At 53.5% G+C, this 19222-nt stretch carries 19 protein-coding genes and 1 riboswitch; of the genes, 14 read left to right on the top strand and 5 right to left on the bottom strand.

Annotated features, from left to right (window positions below; all coding sequences use genetic code 11):
- Positions 1 to 92: 92 nt before the first annotated feature.
- Genes ACXYMU_RS17260 through polX form a run of 3 tightly spaced genes read right to left on the bottom strand, consistent with a single transcriptional unit; the run spans position 93 to position 3188 of the window.
- Positions 93 to 494, bottom strand: coding sequence for a hypothetical protein (locus tag ACXYMU_RS17260; RefSeq protein WP_458987670.1), 402 nt, complete (start codon positions 492 to 494; stop codon positions 93 to 95).
- The gene (locus ACXYMU_RS17255; protein WP_458987669.1) at positions 481 to 1479 is read right to left on the bottom strand and encodes a glycosyltransferase family 9 protein; all 999 of its coding nucleotides are present in this window, start codon (positions 1477 to 1479) and stop codon (positions 481 to 483) included. Before ACXYMU_RS17255 ends, ACXYMU_RS17260 begins: the two co-directional genes overlap by 14 nt.
- A gap of 5 nt (positions 1480 to 1484) precedes the next feature.
- Positions 1485 to 3188, bottom strand: coding sequence for a DNA polymerase/3'-5' exonuclease PolX (gene polX / locus ACXYMU_RS17250; RefSeq protein ID WP_458987668.1), 1704 nt, complete (start codon positions 3186 to 3188; stop codon positions 1485 to 1487).
- A 177-nt stretch (positions 3189 to 3365) separates the two neighbouring features.
- Between polX and ACXYMU_RS17245 the strand changes: the two genes are divergently transcribed.
- The 8 genes from ACXYMU_RS17245 (at position 3366) to ACXYMU_RS17210 (ending at position 9564) form a co-directional block, all read left to right on the top strand.
- Entirely contained in the window at positions 3366 to 3788 is a 423-nt protein-coding gene (locus tag ACXYMU_RS17245; protein WP_458987667.1) for a hypothetical protein, read from the top strand.
- A 12-nt stretch (positions 3789 to 3800) separates the two neighbouring features.
- Positions 3801 to 4001, top strand: coding sequence for a hypothetical protein (locus ACXYMU_RS17240; RefSeq protein ID WP_458987666.1), 201 nt, complete (start codon positions 3801 to 3803; stop codon positions 3999 to 4001).
- Between the two features lie 76 nt (positions 4002 to 4077).
- A complete protein-coding gene (locus tag ACXYMU_RS17235; protein WP_458987665.1) occupies positions 4078 to 4482 on the top strand; it encodes an EVE domain-containing protein in 405 nt (134 codons plus the stop codon).
- Between the two features lie 115 nt (positions 4483 to 4597).
- Positions 4598 to 6088, top strand: a complete 1491-nt coding sequence (locus ACXYMU_RS17230; RefSeq protein ID WP_458987664.1) for a hypothetical protein — start codon at positions 4598 to 4600, stop codon at positions 6086 to 6088.
- A 160-nt stretch (positions 6089 to 6248) separates the two neighbouring features.
- Positions 6249 to 6797: a bifunctional pyr operon transcriptional regulator/uracil phosphoribosyltransferase PyrR gene (gene pyrR, locus ACXYMU_RS17225; RefSeq protein ID WP_458987663.1), complete on the top strand. Its 549-nt coding sequence runs from the start codon at positions 6249 to 6251 to the stop codon at positions 6795 to 6797.
- Positions 6798 to 6807: 10 nt separating this feature from the next.
- Positions 6808 to 7731, top strand: coding sequence for an aspartate carbamoyltransferase catalytic subunit (locus ACXYMU_RS17220; protein ID WP_458987662.1), 924 nt, complete (start codon positions 6808 to 6810; stop codon positions 7729 to 7731).
- Positions 7732 to 7904: 173 nt separating this feature from the next.
- Complete coding sequence (locus ACXYMU_RS17215; RefSeq protein WP_458987661.1) at positions 7905 to 8288, top strand: hypothetical protein; 384 nt, start codon at positions 7905 to 7907, stop codon at positions 8286 to 8288.
- Positions 8289 to 9183: 895 nt separating this feature from the next.
- The gene (locus ACXYMU_RS17210; protein ID WP_458987660.1) at positions 9184 to 9564 is read left to right on the top strand and encodes a hypothetical protein; all 381 of its coding nucleotides are present in this window, start codon (positions 9184 to 9186) and stop codon (positions 9562 to 9564) included.
- Between the two features lie 144 nt (positions 9565 to 9708).
- Here ACXYMU_RS17210 and ACXYMU_RS17205 read toward each other — a convergent pair whose 3' ends face one another.
- Both ACXYMU_RS17205 and ACXYMU_RS17200 read right to left on the bottom strand, forming a co-directional pair.
- Positions 9709 to 11172 (bottom strand): OmpA family protein, encoded by a 1464-nt coding sequence (locus ACXYMU_RS17205; protein WP_458987659.1) that lies wholly within the window; start codon positions 11170 to 11172, stop codon positions 9709 to 9711.
- Positions 11173 to 11555: 383 nt separating this feature from the next.
- On the bottom strand, positions 11556 to 12854 hold the full coding sequence (locus ACXYMU_RS17200; RefSeq protein ID WP_458987658.1) for an aminopeptidase P family protein: 1299 nt from the start codon (positions 12852 to 12854) through the stop codon (positions 11556 to 11558).
- Positions 12855 to 13037: 183 nt separating this feature from the next.
- Positions 13038 to 13145, top strand: a riboswitch (TPP riboswitch).
- Between the two features lie 80 nt (positions 13146 to 13225).
- Between ACXYMU_RS17200 and thiS the strand changes: the two genes are divergently transcribed.
- The 6 genes from thiS to thiH all read left to right on the top strand — a co-directional run bounded on the left by thiS (position 13226) and on the right by thiH (position 19156).
- On the top strand, positions 13226 to 13429 hold the full coding sequence (gene thiS / locus ACXYMU_RS17195) for a sulfur carrier protein ThiS (RefSeq protein ID WP_458987657.1): 204 nt from the start codon (positions 13226 to 13228) through the stop codon (positions 13427 to 13429).
- Between the two features lie 95 nt (positions 13430 to 13524).
- Entirely contained in the window at positions 13525 to 15387 is a 1863-nt protein-coding gene (gene thiC, locus ACXYMU_RS17190) for a phosphomethylpyrimidine synthase ThiC (protein ID WP_458987656.1), read from the top strand.
- Between the two features lie 182 nt (positions 15388 to 15569).
- Positions 15570 to 16322: a bifunctional hydroxymethylpyrimidine kinase/phosphomethylpyrimidine kinase gene (locus ACXYMU_RS17185; protein ID WP_458987655.1), complete on the top strand. Its 753-nt coding sequence runs from the start codon at positions 15570 to 15572 to the stop codon at positions 16320 to 16322.
- 2 nt (positions 16323 to 16324) lie between these two features.
- Positions 16325 to 16969 carry a thiamine phosphate synthase gene (locus ACXYMU_RS17180; RefSeq protein ID WP_458987654.1) on the top strand — a complete coding sequence of 215 codons (645 nt, stop codon included), beginning with the start codon at positions 16325 to 16327 and terminating at the stop codon, positions 16967 to 16969.
- Positions 16966 to 17739, top strand: a complete 774-nt coding sequence (locus tag ACXYMU_RS17175; protein ID WP_458987653.1) for a thiazole synthase — start codon at positions 16966 to 16968, stop codon at positions 17737 to 17739. The genes ACXYMU_RS17180 and ACXYMU_RS17175 overlap by 4 nt, the downstream gene beginning before the upstream one ends.
- A 307-nt stretch (positions 17740 to 18046) precedes the next feature.
- Positions 18047 to 19156 carry a 2-iminoacetate synthase ThiH gene (gene thiH, locus ACXYMU_RS17170; protein WP_458987652.1) on the top strand — a complete coding sequence of 370 codons (1110 nt, stop codon included), beginning with the start codon at positions 18047 to 18049 and terminating at the stop codon, positions 19154 to 19156.
- Positions 19157 to 19222 lie beyond the last annotated feature (66 nt).

Below are 19222 nucleotides of genomic sequence, written 5' to 3'. Positions count from 1 at the left end.
AGGAGGGTGAAATTCAGCAGCCATTCACACCTCCAACTATGCGTTAGCGGGCAATGCAGTTTATAGTAGCTACAATCAGGTATAAACCGGCCTTAGCCGCCGAACTGCTCGATATACTGTTGGTAATAGTTTTTGAGCTTGTATTTTTTCATCGCTTCACTTGCCTCTGCCATGCCTTGCTCTTTCAGTTCGTTTGTTCGCAACAGTTGTAGCAAATGCTCCTGCTCGCTGGTAGCCTCCGCATGGGGCGTGTAGTGCTGCAGAAAGGCTTCAGTTAATGAGAGTTTGTTCTTTCGCACATTTACATACTCCGCTGCCACCAACTTCAGCAGCGCCTCCTCCACTTCCTTCAGCCCGAACACGGTACCGTCTACCGCATCAGCCATTAACAGCACATCCTGTAAGATAGCACCGTTTTCACCGCCTGTAGCCAGCAGCAATGCCTCCAAAAACTGCGCGTCTGTTTCACTCCAATTCAAACTAGGCTTCTGCATGGTTAATTATTAAATCGTCAAACGAAATGGCCCGCATGCACCTGAAATGGCCTTTGGGGCACTTGCTATACCCTATCTTGGAGCAAGGGCGGCAGCTGAGCCCCTGCACCTCCAGCACTTTGTACTTCGTCCGGAAAGGGTACATGCCGAATTCCGGTATGGTATTGCCCCAAACGCTGATAATGTCTTTCCGGAAGGCCGCCGCAATGTGCATTAGTCCCGTGTCGTGGCTGACAACCTGCGTGGCCTGTCGCACCAAGGAAGCCGAACCGCTGAGGCTGTACTTTCCGCAAGCGTTAAGAACCGTTGATTGTTGTTCGTTGTCTGTTGCTCGGTTTTTGAAGTGGGCAGCGATCTCGTCTCCGGTGGTGGCGTCTTCCTTGCCTCCCAACAGGATGACGGGTTGGTGCAGCCGCTCGCACAGCTCTATGATCCGCTCGGTGGGTAGCCGCTTGGTGTAATGCTGCGCCCCGATGGCAAAGGCTACATAGCCTCTCTGGAACGGTTCCGGCAGCGTCTGCAGCGCTACCTCCTCCTGAGCAGGTATGAAGTAGTCCAGCCCCTGGCCATCGTCCTCCACACCCAGTGCCGCAGCGGCGGCCAGGTAGCGCTGTACAACATGCTCATCGGGCAGCCGGTTGATCTTGAAGTTCACCATCAGCCATTTCTGGTAGTTCAGCTTGTTAAAGCTGCGGTTGGGTTTGCCCAAGCGCGCCTTGATGACGCGGGTGCGCAGGTTGTTGTGCAGGTCTACTACATAATCAAAGTTCTCGGCTTTCAGTTGCTGCACCAGTTCTCTCAGGGTGCCGTCCAGCGCATGTACCTTGTCGATGTGGGGGTTTGGTTCCAATATGCCCCGAAAGCCCTTCTTGGTACAATAATGCACCTCCGCTCCCGGCACCTGCCGCTTAATGCAGCGCACCACAGGCGTTGTCAGGACGATGTCGCCGATGGAGGAAAAGCGCAGGATGAGAATTTTGGGCATTTTACTTAGTTTATCTTCGCCTTACGCTCCCGGAAATACTGCGCCACTTCCTCCATCGATTTGGTGTTGAAGGCCATTGCTTTGGTGAGGCCGCCTTTGCGCCCTACCAGTACCCCGTACTTCATGTCGGCATAGCCGCTGGTATGGTGGGCATCCGGGTTGATGCTCAGCATCACGCCCTGCTCCAGCGCATACTGCACCCAGCGCCAGTCCAGGTCCAGTCGCCAGGGGTTTGCGTTGATCTCGATGATAACGTTGTTTGCAGCACAGGCATCGATCACCATTCTGTGGTTGATCGGGTAGCCCTCGCGGCGCAACAGCAACCGGCCCGTCGGGTGCCCGAGTATGGTGGTATAGGGGTTCTCGATGGCGGTGATGAGGCGGTTCGTGGCTTTCTTCTCGTCCATGTTCAGGACGCTGTGCACCGAGGCCACCACAAAGTCAAACGTCTTCAGGATATCCTCCTCATAGTCCAGCGACCCATCCGTCAGGATATCAGACTCGATGCCCTTGAAAATTTTGAAAGGGGCCAGCTTTTGGTTCAGCTCGTCGATCTCTTTTTGCTGGCGCAGCACATCGCCCTCGCGCAAACCGCCGGCATAAGAGGCTGTTTTGCTGTGGTCTGATATGCCCAGGTATTCATACCCCTGTTCCTTCAGGAAAGTAGCCATCTGCTCGAGGGTATGGGCGCCGTCGGAATAGGTGCTGTGGTTATGCAGGCTGCCTCTCAGGTCCGTGAGCTCGAGCAGCTTCGGCAACTTGTTTTCCATGGCCAGCTGCAGCTCGGTGGTGCCTTCGCGCATTTCCGGCACTACGTAGGCCATACCTGCAGAGGCGTATACATCCTCCTCTGTCGCATGATCCTCCTCCCCAAGCACGGCCAGCATCGTTTTGCCGGCTGCAAACACAGTGGTCAGATGCTGCACCGAGGCCGACCGCTTCACCAATTCATTGGCAAAGCGGTCGGCGGGCACCAGGAACACTTCGGTGCTTAGGCCACTTACAGTATGCTGTCCGCGCCACACCAGCGGCCCGGAAGCTTTCTCGTCCTGCTCCAGGCCCTCCAGCTTATTAAGTATTACCACAGCTGCATCCGGCGTGCCGGTGGCCAGCACCAGTTGCAGGGATTCCACAATCTCCATGCAGCGGCGTACATCGCCGGCCAGGGAAACCTGTGCCTGTGGGAATGCTTCTTTCAGTTGCTGCAGCAGCGCACCGGCGGCAGGCTCGGCCTCCGCGAAGAGCAACTTTCCGCGGTTCTGTTGCGTGAAGAGCAGCGCCTGCCGGATGTTGTCCTGCGTTTTAGCCCCGAAGCCTTTTACCTTGCTCAGCTTGTCCTGCTCACAGGCCTCCAGCAGTTCTTCCACCGATTCAGTGCCCAGCTCTTTCCAGATGGTGCGCACTTTCTTAGGCCCTATGCCCTTTATGCGCAGCATTTCCACCACGCCCGGAGGGGTAGCGGCCAAAAGCTGGTCCAGTTCCTCGAAAGAGCCTGTGGTGTTGATCTCCACAATTTTGGCGGCAATGCCCTTGCCTACCCCACCAATGGCTTCCAGTTGCTGCTGGCTCATACCGGCCAAAGGCTGCTCCACCAGTTCCAGTGCGCCCATGGCATTGCTGTAGGAGCGTACCTTAAACGGGTTCTCGTCGTGCAGCTCCATCAGCTCGGAAGTGAGCTTAAAAAGTTTTATGATTTTCTTATTTTCCAAAGCGCGTCTCAGTCTAGATACAAAGATAGAAAATGCCTCCGAACCATGCCTGCCATACCGCTTATAATCAAACAGGGGCAGCTGTTTTCTAACTGCTGTCTGGTGAGGGATTTACATTAGCGTGCTTCTATGTAACGCCGGAAATGCCTATCTTAGCCCTATAAATAACACCTGACTATGAAATACGCCTCCTTGCTTTGCCTGTTAAGCCTTGTGCTGCTAGCCGCCACCTGCCACAAAAAGGATAAGCTGGCGGAGGCCCTGGTTAATAAAACCTGGCTGCACTCTTTCGAGGAAGATGAAGGCGACACAATTGTATACCGCCCCAACACGTACAACTTCCCGCCTTCGCGGGGCCGCACCGGTTTCACCCTGGAGTCTGGTGGTACGATTAAGCGGTATGAGATTGCCCCTATGGATGGACTGGAGGAGCAAACCGGGGAATGGGAGCAGCTGGACAAGGACCTGGTACAGGTACGGATGCAGCCTGAAAGTTACCCTCCGCAATCTTACGAGGTACAAATCATCTCCCTTAAAGACGGAGTGCTAAAGATTCGGCGCCTTCCGCAGGGACAGGTCAACGGATCAACTGAAAACTAAAAGCCCTGGCAGATGAAATTCTACGACCACCTTACGTTCACAACCAAGCTGATTGTTTTTGCGGTCTTGCTCTGTCTGTTTGCCGCAAGTTCGCTCACATGGAGGCTTCCTGATTTCTGGCAGGCACTCCTGACCGGCTTGCTGGTGGGGAGCTTCATCCACATCATCCGGCACCTTTATCTTCAACGCGTAGCCCGGAAGCAGGAGCGCTAAGGGCTGCGGCACGCAACATACTGCAAATGCAGCGCCTACATACAAAATACATCAATCTTCAACACTATACTCTAGAATGCAACACTGGCTTGTAAAATCAGAACCCGATAAATATGCCTGGGCCGACTTAGTGCGCGATGGCCGCACTATGTGGGACGGCGTGCGCAACTACCAGGCCCGCAACAACATGCAACAAATGCAGCCCGGCGACCTGGTGCTCTATTACCACAGTGTGTCGGAGAAGGCGATCGTGGGGATTGCCAAAGTAGACAAGCCGGCATACCCCGACCCAACCACCGACGATGGCCGCTGGGTAGTGGTTGACCTGGTGCCGTTCCGCGACTTTAAAGAGCCGGTTACGCTGGAGCAGATCAAGAAAGACGCACGCTTGGAGAACATCGCCTTGCTGCGCCAGTCGCGCCTGTCAGTGATGCCGCTTGCAGCCGAGGAATTTGACATTCTGCTAGCCCTGGGCAACTAATTCACCCTTAAAACGCTGGCGCCCGTACAACGAAGAGCAGCTAAACGCAGTAAAATGCTTTAGCTGCTCTTTTCTTTTATACCAATACCCGATTGCGTCCACAACCCGGTACTATATGGTTCTAATTCGTTGCCTGCTTTGCTGTTATTTCTTCTTTTTGCTGTTCCCGCTGATGGCGCAAATACCGTCTCAGCCGATTCGCCTTGAGCTGCCCTTCGATGTGGAAACGACTGAGGCAGAGGTAGTGGCCATGCCCGACAGCGGCCTGTTGGTATACCATAAAACAGGTAATGCCTGGCTCACCAACGTCACGTTCAACTTCACCAAGTACAGTACACAGCTACAACCTGTATGGGCTGATACCCTCGCGATGCCGGCCGACAGCGACTTATTGCGTTCCTATGCGGCGGCCCCCTACCTGTACCTGGCCTTTGGCGAAGACGACATGCGCCACTATACCTTCGTGCGCATACACCAGGCAACTGGCCAGATGCAGCAGAAGCGGTATGAGCTAGACCCGATAGATGCGCTCTATGAATTCTCTGTGCTACAGGGAAATTACTTTATCATCGGCCACCACAAAAAGGAAAAGAAGCCCACCTTACTGCACCTCAACACCCGCACCGACGAGGTACAGTTGCTGCCCTCTGTGTATGGTGAGGAGTCCACGTTCTCGGATTTACTCGCTGACCAGGAACGGAACCAGGTTGATGCCGTGATCACGGAGTCGAACGGGCGGGTATCGCGGATGCAGATCAAGCGCTTTAATGCTAAAGGCAGGCTACTGAACAACCAATTTATACTGCAACAGGAACAAAGAAGCCTGCTAAATGCAGAGATTACCCCAGGCGACAGTGCCCAGAAAATGCTGTTCGGCACCTTCGGCACCCGCGACCTACGCTACAACCAAGGCTTCTTCTCGGCTCCGCTCACCACCTCAGTGATTGATGAGGAGGGCAATTTTTATAGCATGCTGCAGCTCAAGAACTTTTTCAAGTACCTGAAACCGCGCCAGGAGGAACGCACCCGCCGTCGCGAGGCAGCCCGCCTGAAGCAGGGCAAAAACCCACGCTACCGTTTTCGCCTGCTCCTCCACGACCTGATTCTGGCACCGGATGGCTACATCCTGGCTGCCGAAGCCTATTTTCCGCAATACAGCCAATCTAACAATAACTGGGGCATCGACAGGACCATTGCTTTAGGCAGAAGACAGCAGGAGGGGTATAAACGCACCCATGCCGTGGCCCTTGGCTTTAATAAAGAGGGCGAGCTGCTCTGGGACAACATTTTCCCGTTGAAGGATCTCACAACCTTTGAGCTGGTACACGCCATAGAGGTCGGTTTGATGCCCGATGGGAAAGTGGTGATGGCTTACCCGGAAAATGACAAGATCGTTTACCGCATCCTCGACAAAGGCAAGTATACCCCCGAGGAAACCGAGCTGACGCTGCTGACCTACCAAGAGAACGAAAAGATCCAGGATACCCGTTTCCCGGGCATCATCAAGTGGTATGGCAACAATTTCGCGGCATATGGCTTTCAGCGCATCAAACCCAGGAACGAGGCCTCACGGATGGTGTTCTACATCAACAAACTATCATTTTGATCATACCCGGCAGTACAGCAACCCGATTCACACACCTGTTTAGGCGGTATAAAAGCAAGTGTGCCGGCACTCCTCCACAACCATGAAATCCATTAACCGGCTAACAATTATTTCCGCTTCTTAATATGGTGCGTTATATTTGTAGCTCATACTTCCGGCTATGCAGAAAAGACTCATCGTAAACACTCCCCTACTCGAGATCATGTTGCTGCGCCTTTGCCACCAGCTCATCGAGAACCACGGCGACTTTTCTGATTCTGTTATCCTGGGTTTGCAGCCGCGTGGCAGGTTTGTAGCGCAGCGCATCCAGCAGACACTGGCCTCTATCCTGGGCAAGCAAGTGCCGACCGGTTACCTCGACACCACCTTTCACCGCGACGATTTCCGCCGCCGCGAGACCCCGCTTACCGCAAACGCCACCAAGGTGGATTTTCTGGTAGAGGGCAAAAAAGTGATTCTGGTGGATGATGTGCTGTACACGGGCCGCTCCGTACGGGCCGCGCTAGACGCCATGATCGCTTACGGGCGCCCGGCCAGTGTGGAGCTGCTCGTGCTGATAGACAGGTTGTATACCCGCCAGCTGCCCATACAGCCCACCTATGTGGGCCGCCACGTTAACTCCCTGCAAAGCCAGCGGGTGTTGGTGGAGTGGAAGGAGCAGCAAGCCCCGGAAGACAATATATGGCTGATTACCAAAACCGAAGACTAAAATCCCACTCATGCAAGAGCTCAGCGTCCGGCACCTGTTAGGCATCAAAGACATTACCCCGCAAGACATCCAGCTCATTTTTGAGACGGCCGACAATTTTAAGGATGTCCTGAACAGGCCGATCAAGAAGGTGCCTTCGCTGCGTGATATTACCATTGCCAACGTTTTTTTCGAGAACTCTACGCGCACGCGCCTTTCGTTTGAGCTGGCCGAGAAAAGGCTATCTGCCGACGTTATCAACTTTAGCAGCAGCAGCAGCTCTGTTAAGAAAGGCGAAACCCTGCTCGATACGGTGAACAACATCCTGGCCATGAAGGTGGATATGATCGTGATGCGCCACTCTAGCCCCGGTGCACCGCATTTCCTCTCAAACCACATCAAAGCCAATATTGTAAATGCCGGAGACGGTACGCACGAGCACCCCACGCAAGCTTTGCTCGACGCTTTCTCGATCCGGGAGAGGCTAGGCGATGTGGCCGGTAAAAAAGTGGTGATCGTGGGCGATATCCTGCATTCACGGGTGGCGCTTTCTAATATCTTCGCACTGCAAAAGCTGGGTGCTGAGGTAATGGTTTGCGGCCCGACCACCTTATTGCCTAAGCATATCCGGCAACTGGGTGTGCTGGTAGAAACAGATGTGCGCAAGGCACTGCAGTGGTGCGATGTGGCCAACGTGCTGCGCATACAGTTGGAGCGGATGCAGATGAAGTACTTTCCGTCCCTGCGCGAGTACACGCTATACTACGGTATCAACAAAAAGATGCTGGATAGCCTGGATAAGGAAATCACCCTGATGCACCCCGGCCCTATCAACCGCGGTGTAGAACTGAGCAGCGACGCAGCAGATTCCCATCACTCTATTATCCTGAACCAGGTGGAAAATGGTGTAGCGATACGGATGGCAGTGCTGTATTTATTAGCTGCCAAAGGTTAATCCATCCCTGAGAATTTTCCCAAACACGACAAAAGCATGTCCCATATCTGGAATAAACACAGCCTCTCAAACTCAAAAACCGCATTTCTGATTAAATAAGGCATTTAATATATATTGGCACACTGATTGAACTAAGGCTAGTACAACACAAACAACCAATTAAAATTAGCCTTATGAAAAAGTCCTTAACTTTTGTAGTAGTTTTAGCTTTCGCCGTATTAACAAACATCTCATCTGCTTTTGCCAACGGCACTTTCTCTGTTTCAGAAAAGAAGGCTGCCCTGACCATCCTGGTTCAGCAAGTAGATCGCAACATGATCAGCGAGTTGTATTTAAGCGAAATGCAGTACATCTACCTTAAGGACCTGAACAAGACATATAAAGCAGAGCTTTCTAGTGCTGCTTCTGCCCTTTACAACAACAGCATTATAGCCACCGAGGCGAAAGCCTCTGAGCTTAACAACAAATACTTTGCTGCCCTGAGCGAGATCTTAACGCCGCAGCAAATCACGGCTTATGTTGCCAAACAGGTGCAGGCACAGGAAAGCGCTAAATAATATCACTGGTTTATTATTGGTTACAAGAACTCAGTTATAAAAGAGAATCCAACTTTGGGGGAAGATGGAAACTCTTTACCAAGACAACAGGACATACTCAAAGCAAAAAGAGGCCGCTAAAACAGCGGCCTCTTTTTGCTTTGAGTATTGGAGATACGCTACTTCGAGTTGCGGGATACAAGTTATTAGGCTGACTAACTAATCCTCCGAAGGGGAAAGGTCTTCAGGATAATCGTATTTGCCATCCTGAGAGGGTCTGCTTACTGCGCGAACAACCTCACCGCCCTTCCCTTTTCCAGCAGGTTGCTTAACAGAAGGGCAGAATTGTTTCCATGGTTGTTGTTACATTTCATCAGCCCGGTTTCGACCAGCAAAATTCTGATATAAGGATACCTCCTGACCAAGCATCGTGGCACTGGCTTAAACCGCAATTTAAATCACTCTAGTACCCTGGTTCAAATCCAGATGAGGCAGGTTTAGTTAACTGTTTATACCCTACCCATCCCTTTTGACTCGCGACGCTGCGACACGGCATGGGGCTCACTCAGTTTTGGGAGCAATTGCAACCGAACCTAAAATTTCTGCCTGAAGTTCCAGCAACCCTGGCATTGACCTGAGCAGCGACGCAGCGGATTCCCATCACTCCGTTTTGCTGGAGCAAGTTGAAAAGGGTGCAACAATAGGGATGGCAGTGCGCTACTTACTAGCTGCAAACGGGCACTTCATTGCTGAGGACTTTTCCCAAACACGAAAAGTTTCGTCCCAAATTTGGAGATAATACTAAATTAAAAACCTAAACCCCCCGTTTCTGATAAAATAAGGGGTTTCATATATATTGGCACACCGATTGAATTAAGGCTAGCACAACACAAACAACCAATTAAAATTTAGCCTTATGAAAAAGTCCTTAACTCTTGTAGCCTTTTTAGCCTTTGCCTTCTTAACCAATGTCACAGCTGTATTCGCTAACGGCACCTTCACACTTTCAGAAAAAAAGGCAGCCATGACCATCCTGGTTCAGCAAGTAGACCGCAACGTTATCAGCAACCTGCACCTGAGCGAAATGCAGTACATTTACCTTAAGGATCTGAACAAGACGTATAAAGAGGAGCTTTCTACTTCTGCTGTACTCTTCAACAACAATGCAGCAGGCACCGAGGCGATAGCCGCTGAGCTTACCAACAAATACTTTTCTGCCCTGAGCGAGATCTTAACGCCGCAGCAGCTCACGGCTTATGTTGCCAGGCAAGTGCAGGCACAGGAAAGCGCTAAATAGCCACTTCCTTTACCTGGTATAGCCACAAGATACTGTTAAAGGGTTCCCAGACTTTGGGGGAAGCGGGAATCACTTTCAGAAGTAGGACACATAAAAAAAGAGGCCGCTGATAAAGCGGCCTCTTTTTGTTTTAAGCGGTTTCTGTTATTCAAGGTTAAGCTTCAGGTCAGGCGTGTTCATTTCAAAACCAACCCTTCTGTTCTTCGCTCTTGCGCTCTCAGTTCTGCGACGCGACAAGCGCTCGTTCACTTTCACGAGTGGCTGCGTCTCGCCATAACCTTTAGTTACCATACGGTCTGGGTTCTGCACACCGCGCTGTACCAGGTATTCTTTTACAGCTTCGGCTCTGCGCTCAGACAGTACCTGGTTGTATTCATCCGAACCGATGTAATCTGCATGTCCTTTGATCAGCAACACGTGGTCTGGATATTTCTGCAAGGCAACCACAATGCTATCGAGCAGCTGCTTGTAAGACTCCTGCACACGGGCTCTGTCGAACTCGAAACGCACTTTCTCTTCCAACAGCTTCAGGGTAGCCTGGTCAAGCTCAGGGCAACCGTTCGTTTCGGCAGTACCCGGAGAGGTCGGGCAGTTGTCCTCGTTGTCTGGCACACCGTCGCCGTCAGAGTCTACTGGGCAACCATCTGGGCCTACCTGCACACCTGCCGGAGTGTCTGGGCACTGATCCTGGTCATCTGCAACACCGTCACCGTCAGCATCCGGGCAACCCTGTAAGGCTGCTGTACCTGCCTGGTCTGGGCAACGGTCATCCTTATCTGCTACACCATCGCTGTCGCGGTCAGGGCACCCCTGTGTGGCCGCAGTACCAGCCTCTGTAGGGCACTGATCCTGGTAATCCGCCACTCCGTCACCATCGCCATCAAGCGGGCAACCTCTCTTGTCTACCTGCACACCTGCTGGCGTGTCCGGGCAGTCATCTCTTCTGTCTGGCACACCGTCGCCGTCTGTGTCTGTAGCCTTGCCTAAGTTAAAGCCAAGTCCTACGTTGTGCATCAGGAAGCGGTCATTATCTCCCGTGTCATAGCCATCTATCTTGTCCTGGCCGATGATCATGTAGTTCGTTTCTATGAAGGCGCTTACGGCATCAGAAAAACGGAAACGGATACCAGCACCGCCTTTCAGGGCTGATGTAAAGAACTTATCGTCCTGCTGCGTAGTGCCGTCAGCGCGAGTCGCGTCTGTTTTGGCCCATGCACCACCACCCGCAATTTGCAGGTATGGCCCGATGAAAGCATCTTCTTTGAGGATGTTGCCATACATCTTCAGGCGCAGGGCCAGCATGGCCGTTCCCATTTGCGCGTCAAACATGTTGCCGCCATTATTGGCCTCTGCACTACCGTAGGTCAGGTGCAGACCGCCATCTAGCGAAGGGCTGATATAGCGGTTCAGGTTAAGACCTCCGCCCCACTCCATCTTTTTGCTTTCCCAGAACTGGTTTTCTACCTCACCTTTATACTGTAAAGCACTTCCGTATATCTGGAGGTTCATTGGCTGATCCGAGCTTTGCGCGTACAATTGGTTGCTTGCTGTGAGCAAGACCACCAGCGCTAAAGCGAGTCTACATAGTTTTGTAAGTTGTGTTTGCATGATTTTACAAAGTATATTTTGATATGACAATACGTGCATGTTTAGCAAGGTGTTTCTGATATGCCCAAAAAAGAACCTTTTATCAGGATGCAGTTCTGCGTCGGGTGCACGAAATCTTAGGGAGAGGAAAAGTTTATCCATAGGCACAGAAAGAAAGCATTAAGCATAAAACCTTCACCATCAGGTGTTCTAAACGCCCTGTTACAGGGATGCACAATAGCACACTTCGGTACTATCTTACAAACTGATACCAGGACGCAAGGTTGTACAGGGCATTTTTTTTTACTGAAAAGGCTGATATTCTAGTGTGAGGCCAACAAAAAAGGTTGTCAGCATTCCGCTGGCAACCTTAGTGTTTTACAGTATTTATGGCTTTTCTTATATCATAGGGCGCGCTGCTGCATTAGGCGCTCAATGTCATCGGCCTCAATCGGGATGTTTCTCATGAGATTTCTCGGCCCCTGGGCCGTTACCAGAATGTCATCCTCTAGCCGTATACCGATCCCTTCCTCCCGGATATAAATCCCCGGCTCGCAGGTAAACACCATGCCCGCCTCAAAAGGTCTGAAGCGATTGCCTACATCATGCACATCCAAGCCCAGGTGGTGGGAGGTGCCGTGCATGAAAAACTTTTTATAAAGCGGGTGAACCGGGTCCTGGTTGCGCACATCGCTTTCGTTCAGCAGGCCTAGCCTGATCAGTTCGTTTTCCATCACGGTGCCCACAAACTTGTGGTACTGGTCGATGGTGTTACCGGGTACCAGCATTTGCGTCGCGGCTTTCATTACGTTCAGCACCGCATCGTATACCTCGCGCTGGCGTGGTGTGAATTTGCCGCTCACAGGCACGGTGCGTGTCAGGTCGGCGGCATAGTTGGCATACTCCGCCCCAAAGTCCATCAGCACTAGCTCACCGGCCTCGCACTCCTGGTTATTGTCTACATAGTGCAGGATGCAGGCGTTGCCACCCGAGGCAATGATAGGCGCGTAAGCAGGCCCTCGGGAGCGGTTGCGCAGAAACTCATGGTATAGTTCTGCCTCTATCTCATACTCCATCACGCCGGGCTTGATAAAGCCCAGCAAGCGCCGGAACCCTTTTTCGGTGATGTTGCAGGCTTCTTGGATCAGCGCCACCTCTTGCTCTGATTTTACGGCGCGCAGCTTGTGCATGATCGGAGCACTGCGCTCCAGCCTGTGCAGCGGATACTGCTCCTTTATTTGCTTTATAAACCGAGCATCCCGCGTCTCCACCTCTATCACGGCGCGCAAGTGCTCGTTTGTGTTCAGGTAAATGTGTGCTGCCTCTGCCAACTGGCTCCGCAGCACCTGCTCGAACTGGTGCGTCCAGAGCACGCTTTCGATCCCAGACATATCCCGCGCCTGCTCCTTGGTAAGCTTATACCCCTCCCAGGTCAGGATGTGGTCGTTGGTTTCGCGCACGAACAGCACTTCGCGCATGCGCTCGTCTTTGGCATCCGGGAAAAGCAACAGGATACTTTCCTCCTGGTCTACCCCTGACAGGTAAAATAAGTCGCTGTTTTGCCGGAAAGGCATGGTGCCGTCGGCATTGGTGGGCATCACGTCGTTCGAGTGAAAGACAGCGACAGAAGAAGGCTTCAGCTGCCGGGCAAAGTTCTTCCGGTTATGGTTAAACAGGTCCTGCCCTATTGGGTGATATTTCATCGTTTGCTTGAAAGGTTCTCGTTCAGTTTCATGCTCAATTTACTAAATTCTGGTCTATTGGCAATCGATTAGCGCATACGGCTCCAACGCTGCCAGGGTATAATCTTGCATCGCCGGCCTTATTTTTTGGAGATAAAATGCTTGGCAAATTTGGAAATCCCGCCAGACTTCCGTTACCTTTAGCCAACACTTTAGGGGTGTCCTGTCGCCAAATCATAAAGGCAGGACTGAGAAATACCCTCTGAACCTGATACAGTTAGCACTGACGAAGGGAAAAGTCATGACGAGATACACACCTGTCCTCCTACTTCTTCTTGTTTCCGCCCGGCCGGTAAGCGCCAGTGCTTTCTGCATCCCAACCCGAGCGAACCATGACCATTTTCCTGAATAACCAAGAAAGGGAGCTCCCGGAGCCGCCCACCGTAACCGCTTTGCTTCAGCTTTTGGCATTGGCGCATTCCCGCGGCATTGCCATTGCCATCAACAACGAGGTGCTGCCCCGCGCGCAATGGGCCACGCACCAGCTGAAGCCCCACGACCGCCTGACGCTGATCCGCGCCACCCAGGGCGGCTGACCTATTCCCTTTCTAGCCTACGGTTTACCATGGCACAGGCAAACGCTTGTGCTGTGCATTCAATTCAACAGAAAATCTATTAGCAAGAAGAACATATGAGACAAGAGAAAACACCAACCGCCCATACCATCACGCGCACGCCTTTTCCGGGCTCCCGCAAGGTATACATCCCCGGCCAGCTGCACGACATTCAGGTGGCGATGCGCGAAATAGCGCTGGAGGAAACCGTGACCAAATTCTTAGGTGTGGAAGAGCGCGAACAGAACCCGCCGGTAACCGTGTATGACACCAGCGGCCCTTACACCGACATACACCTGGACATTGATGTGCGCCAGGGACTGCCGCGCCTGCGTGAGGAATGGATACTGCAAAGGGGCGATGTGGAACAACTACCTGGCATCACCTCCGCCTACGGCCAGGAGCGCCTTTCCGATGAGCATTTACACGACCTGCGCTTCGGGCACCTGAGCAAACCATACCGCGCCATGGCAGGCCAAAATGTAACACAGTTGCACTACGCCCGCAAAGGCATCATCACGCCCGAAATGGAGTATATCGCCATCCGGGAGAACCAGCGCCTGGCAGCGGAGGCCGAAATGGGGCACCAGCACCCAGGCCAAAGCTTTGGGGCCAACACGCCGAAAGGCTACATCACGCCCGAGTTTGTGCGCCAGGAGGTAGCTGCCGGCCGTGCCGTTATTCCCTCTAATATCAACCACCCCGAAAGCGAACCGATGATCATTGGTCGCAACTTCCTGGTGAAGATAAACGCCAACATCGGCAACTCGGCCGTTACCTCCAGCATTGAGGAGGAAGTGGAGAAAGCGGTCTGGGCGTGCCGCTGGGGTGCCGACACCATCATGGACCTCTCGACGGGCAAGAACATTCACGAAACACGAGAGTGGATCATCCGCAACTCCCCGGTCCCGATTGGCACCGTGCCGATTTACCAGGCGCTTGAGAAAGTGAACGGCAAGGCCGAGGACCTGACTTGGGAAATTTTCCGGGATACGCTGATAGAGCAGGCCGAGCAGGGCGTGGACTATTTTACCATACATGCCGGCGTGCTGCTCCGCTACGTTCCGCTTACAGCCAAGCGCCTGACGGGCATTGTGTCGCGCGGAGGTTCGATTATGGCGAAATGGTGCCTGGCGCATCACCAGGAGAACTTCCTGTATACCCACTTTGAGGAAATTTGCGAAATCATGAAGGCCTATGATGTGGCTTTCTCGCTGGGCGACGGCCTGCGCCCCGGCTCCATTGCCGATGCCAACGACGCGGCGCAGTTTGCCGAATTGGAAACACTGGGCGAACTGACGAAGATTGCCTGGAAGCACGACGTGCAGGTGATCATCGAAGGGCCGGGGCACATCCCGATGCACCTTATCAAAGAGAACATGGAAAAGCAACTGGAAGTGTGCGGCGAGGCCCCGTTCTATACCCTCGGCCCCCTCACCACCGACATCGCGCCAGGGTATGACCACATCACCTCGGCCATTGGCGCGGCCATGATCGGGTGGTATGGCACGGCCATGCTCTGCTACGTAACGCCGAAAGAACACTTGGGCCTGCCCAATAAAAAGGACGTGAAAGACGGTGTGATCACCTATAAGCTGGCCGCACACGCCGCCGACCTTGCCAAAGGCCACCCCGGGGCGCAGTACCGCGACAATGCCCTGAGCAAGGCCCGCTTCGAATTCCGTTGGCAAGATCAGTTTAACCTGGCCCTGGACCCCGATACCGCCCGCGAGTACCACGACGAAACCCTGCCCGCCGAAGGTGCCAAGGTTGCCCACTTCTGCTCGATGTGCGGCCCGAACTTTTGTTCGATGAAAATTACGCAGGAGGTCCGCGACTATGCCCGCCAAAAGGAAACCACTGCCGAAGAAGCCCTGAAACAGGGCATGGCCGAGCAGTCCGAAGCGTTCAAAGCCAAGGGCTCAGAAATTTACTCATAGGGTTCTAGCGCTGGCGCGAGCTTGCAGCTCGTGCCCTTTGTATCAGCAAAAATCAAAGCACGAGCTACAAGCTCGCGCCAGCGTACCGAAGCATAGTACACGTGCTTTAATTTCATACAGAACACGAGCTACAAGCTCGCGCCAGCGCTAGGCCAGCACAACGAAAGCATAAATACACAGCCATGCCCAAACCCAGACCCTATACCCTCTCCATCGCCGGGTTCGACCCCAGCGGTGGCGCAGGCATAACCGCAGACTCCAAAACCTTTGAGGCGCTGAAAGTGCAGGGGCTGAGCGTGTGCACAGCCATCACGTACCAGCACGAGGCAGCGTTTGCAGGCCTGGACTGGCTGGGGATGGCACAACTGGAGAAGCAACTGACGCTGCTACTCGGAAAGTATAAAGTGCCCTTTGCCAAGATTGGGCTAGTGGAAAGCGTGGAGGTGTTAGCGCAGTTACTGAACCTGCTGCACCGCCTGTCGCCGGAAACGAAGCTGGTATGGGACCCGATTCTGAAGGCCAGCGCAGGTTTTACCTTTCACCGGGGAATACAGGCGGCGCAACTGCAGGAGCTTTGCCAGCGGCTATACCTCATCACCCCGAACTGGAACGAAATGCAGCAGCTCATGCCTGATTTATCACCACCGGAAGCAGCATCAGCACTCAGCCGGCATTGCCATGTCTTGCTAAAAGGCGGACACAATACCGCCAGGCCGGGGTATGATTATCTGTACAGCGAGGGTGAGTCAAAGGCCTTTCGTCCTAAGCACGCTGTGCCGCAGGGCAAGCATGGCTCCGGTTGTGTGCTGTCGGCAGCCCTTACGGCGCTGCTGGCGCAGGGCTACCCGCTGCACAAGGCTTGCCGCAGGGCGAAAGACTATACCACCCGCTTCCTCAACAGCAACGCTACTTTGTTAGGCTATCATCATTTTTAAATATGCTCTCGAAACTACATTATATTACACAGGAGTGCGCCGCTCATACGCATGCCATGGCCGCCGAGGCGGCGTGCCGGGCCGGGGCCGACTGGGTGCAACTGCGCGTAAAAAACCAGCCCGAGGAGGTATGGAAAGCGCTGGCCCTGCAAACCAAAGCTATTTGCCAGCACTACCGCAGCACCTTTATCCTGAATGACCATGTGGCGCTGGCAGCCGAGGTAGATGCTGATGGGGTGCACCTGGGGCAGCAGGATATGCCGCCACGGGAGGCGCGCCGTATTCTGGGGCCGAAAAAGATTATCGGGGGCACCGCCAATACCTTTGCCGACATCGTGCGACTGGCCGAGCAGGAGGTGGATTACATCGGCCTCGGGCCATACCGCTTCACCAGCACCAAACAGCACCTCAGCCCGATTTTAGGGCTCGAGGGGTATAGCACTATCCTGCGGCAGTGCCGGGAAGCTGGCATTTTTATACCCCTCATAGCCATTGGCGGCATTGAGGCGGCGGATGTACCAAAGCTTTTAACGACCGGCATCCAGGGCGTTGCTGTTTCCTCGGCCATTACCCACGCTCCCGACAAGGCGGCTGCCATAGCCGCCTTCAACCAAGCCCTTATCTCAAACCCAACATTACACTCATGAAACCACTTCAGATAGCAGACAAAACGTTTCATTCCCGCCTGTTTACAGGCACTGGCAAATTTGGCTCCGGCCAGCAGATGGAGGATGCCTTGCTGGCCTCCGGCTCCGAACTGGTGACCGTGGCCCTCAAACGCGTGGATGTGCAGCACGGGCAGGATGATATACTCCCGCATCTGGCACACCCGCGGTTCAACCTGTTGCCCAACACGTCGGGGGTGCGCAATGCCAAAGAGGCGGTTTTCGCGGCCCAACTGGCGCGGGAAGCCCTGGAGACGAACTGGCTTAAGCTGGAGATTCACCCAGACCCCAAATACCTGCTCCCCGACCCCATCGAAACGCTGCAAGCCACCGAGGCGCTGGCAAAGCTGGGCTTCGTGGTGCTGCCTTACATCCACGCTGACCCGGTGCTGTGCAAGCGGCTCGAGGATGCCGGCGCAGCCGCCGTGATGCCCTTGGGCTCTCCTATTGGCAGCAACAAAGGCCTGCTGACGCGTGACTTCCTGAAGATCATCATCCAGCAAAGCAGCGTACCCGTGGTGGTGGATGCGGGCATTGGTGCTCCCTCGCATGCCGCAGAAGCGATGGAACTGGGGGCCGACGCCGTGTTGGTGAATACCGCTATCGCTGTGTCGCAGCACCCGGAGCAGATGGCCCGTGCCTTTAAAATGGCGGTGGAGGCCGGACGTATGGCCTATGAGGCAAAGCTGGCTCCAACCGGTATTACGGCCCAAGCCAGCAGCCCCCTCACTTCATTTCTGGATGAGGTATAATTGGGTTTCGCGGCCTGTCCGCGCATCAGCTTGTTTAGGCAGCGGAAAGACAAGTGAACTGCCCTATTTAACCTGTATGAGAGTCATAAAGATGCACGAGTGCCGGTGCACGATTAAATAGGTCCTGACCCAGTGCCGTCAGCTTAAGAAATAAACCTACCCAATCTGTCATCTCGACGAAAGGAGAGATCTGAAATTTTTTATGGTCATGTGATTTTTCAGCTTCCTCGCAAAGGCTTAGAATGACAGCTTTGGCAGCGGGAACGGCACTGGGTCGGGACCTGTCACTACTTAAATTTAACGAAACATGAGTTTTAGCGCTATTTTCGAAAATCATAACTGGGATGCGGTCAAAGAGAGCATCTACGCCAAAACTGCGGCCGATGTAGCACAGGCCCTGGCAAAGCCTGTCCGAACCTTGGAGGACTTCAAGGCGCTGCTATCGCCTGCCGCTTCCTCTTATCTGGAGCAGATGGCGGCCCTGAGTCAGCAGCTCACCCAGAAACGCTTTGGGAAAACGCTGCAGCTCTACCTCCCGCTCTACCTCTCCAACGAGTGCCAGAACATCTGTACCTATTGCGGTTTCAGCCTCGACAACCCTATGCCCCGCACCACCCTCAACCCGGCGCAGATCCTGAAAGAGGTAGAGGTGATCAAAAGCTATGGGTATGACCATGTGCTGCTGGTTACCGGCGAGGCCACGAAAACCGTGGGGGTAGAATACTTTAAGGAGGTGCTTTCGCTGATTCGGCCTTACTTTTCGCATATCTCACTGGAGGTGCAACCGTTGGACCAGGAAGAGTATGCCCAACTAACGCCGCTGGGTTTGAACACGGTGCTGGTATACCAGGAAACGTATCACCAGGTGGATTACAAAAAGCATCACCCCAAAGGCAAGAAATCGAATTTCCAGTACCGCCTCGATACGCCGGATAGGTTGGGCAAAGCAGGTATACACAAGATTGGCCTGGGCGTGCTGATTGGGTTGGAGGATTGGCGCACCGACAGTTTCTTCACGGCGCTGCACCTGCAGTACTTGGAGCGCACGTATTGGCAAACTAAATACAGCATTTCCTTTCCGCGGCTGCGTCCTTTTTCGGGCGGCCTTCCTCCCAAAGTGGACATGAGCGACCGCGAACTGGTACAACTCATCTGCGCCTACCGTATCTGGAACGAGCAGGTAGAGCTTTCGCTTTCGACCCGCGAGAGTCAGCATTTTCGCAATAATGTTATTAAATTAGGGATTACGTCGATCAGCGCAGGCTCCAAAACAGACCCAGGGGGGTATGCGAGTGGTATAAATGCCTTGGAGCAATTCGAGATTAGCGATGAGCGCACGCCGGCCGAAATCGTACAGATGATCCGGCACCAGGGGTATGACGCCATTTGGAAAGACTGGGACAACGTGTTAGGTTAGAGGCTAGCACTTCCCATACAAGAGTTTGAAAATCATCCATCTAACGATTAACAATCAACAGTAAAA

Source organism: Pontibacter sp. CAU 1760 (genome assembly GCF_054482735.1).
Note: the sequence above shows the minus strand (reverse complement) of the source record. Positions and strands in the feature narration are given on the sequence as shown.

What these genes read in the sequence shown, in the direction of transcription:
- ACXYMU_RS17215 (WP_458987661.1), top strand. Translation starts at nt 7,905, where the DNA reads ATGAAAAAGTCCTTAACTTTTGTAGTAGTTTTAGCTTTCGCCGTATTA.
- ACXYMU_RS17205 (WP_458987659.1), bottom strand. Translation starts at nt 11,172, where the DNA reads ATGCAAACACAACTTACAAAACTATGTAGACTCGCTTTAGCGCTGGTG.
- ACXYMU_RS17220 (WP_458987662.1), top strand. Translation starts at nt 6,808, where the DNA reads ATGCAAGAGCTCAGCGTCCGGCACCTGTTAGGCATCAAAGACATTACC.
- ACXYMU_RS17185 (WP_458987655.1), top strand. Translation starts at nt 15,570, where the DNA reads ATGCCCAAACCCAGACCCTATACCCTCTCCATCGCCGGGTTCGACCCC.
- ACXYMU_RS17210 (WP_458987660.1), top strand. Translation starts at nt 9,184, where the DNA reads ATGAAAAAGTCCTTAACTCTTGTAGCCTTTTTAGCCTTTGCCTTCTTA.
- ACXYMU_RS17175 (WP_458987653.1), top strand. Translation starts at nt 16,966, where the DNA reads ATGAAACCACTTCAGATAGCAGACAAAACGTTTCATTCCCGCCTGTTT.
- thiS (WP_458987657.1), top strand. Translation starts at nt 13,226, where the DNA reads ATGACCATTTTCCTGAATAACCAAGAAAGGGAGCTCCCGGAGCCGCCC.
- ACXYMU_RS17260 (WP_458987670.1), bottom strand. Translation starts at nt 494, where the DNA reads ATGCAGAAGCCTAGTTTGAATTGGAGTGAAACAGACGCGCAGTTTTTG.
- ACXYMU_RS17200 (WP_458987658.1), bottom strand. Translation starts at nt 12,854, where the DNA reads ATGAAATATCACCCAATAGGGCAGGACCTGTTTAACCATAACCGGAAG.
- thiC (WP_458987656.1), top strand. Translation starts at nt 13,525, where the DNA reads ATGAGACAAGAGAAAACACCAACCGCCCATACCATCACGCGCACGCCT.
- pyrR (WP_458987663.1), top strand. Translation starts at nt 6,249, where the DNA reads ATGCAGAAAAGACTCATCGTAAACACTCCCCTACTCGAGATCATGTTG.
- ACXYMU_RS17240 (WP_458987666.1), top strand. Translation starts at nt 3,801, where the DNA reads ATGAAATTCTACGACCACCTTACGTTCACAACCAAGCTGATTGTTTTT.
- ACXYMU_RS17230 (WP_458987664.1), top strand. Translation starts at nt 4,598, where the DNA reads ATGGTTCTAATTCGTTGCCTGCTTTGCTGTTATTTCTTCTTTTTGCTG.
- ACXYMU_RS17180 (WP_458987654.1), top strand. Translation starts at nt 16,325, where the DNA reads ATGCTCTCGAAACTACATTATATTACACAGGAGTGCGCCGCTCATACG.
- ACXYMU_RS17235 (WP_458987665.1), top strand. Translation starts at nt 4,078, where the DNA reads ATGCAACACTGGCTTGTAAAATCAGAACCCGATAAATATGCCTGGGCC.
- ACXYMU_RS17245 (WP_458987667.1), top strand. Translation starts at nt 3,366, where the DNA reads ATGAAATACGCCTCCTTGCTTTGCCTGTTAAGCCTTGTGCTGCTAGCC.
- ACXYMU_RS17255 (WP_458987669.1), bottom strand. Translation starts at nt 1,479, where the DNA reads ATGCCCAAAATTCTCATCCTGCGCTTTTCCTCCATCGGCGACATCGTC.
- thiH (WP_458987652.1), top strand. Translation starts at nt 18,047, where the DNA reads ATGAGTTTTAGCGCTATTTTCGAAAATCATAACTGGGATGCGGTCAAA.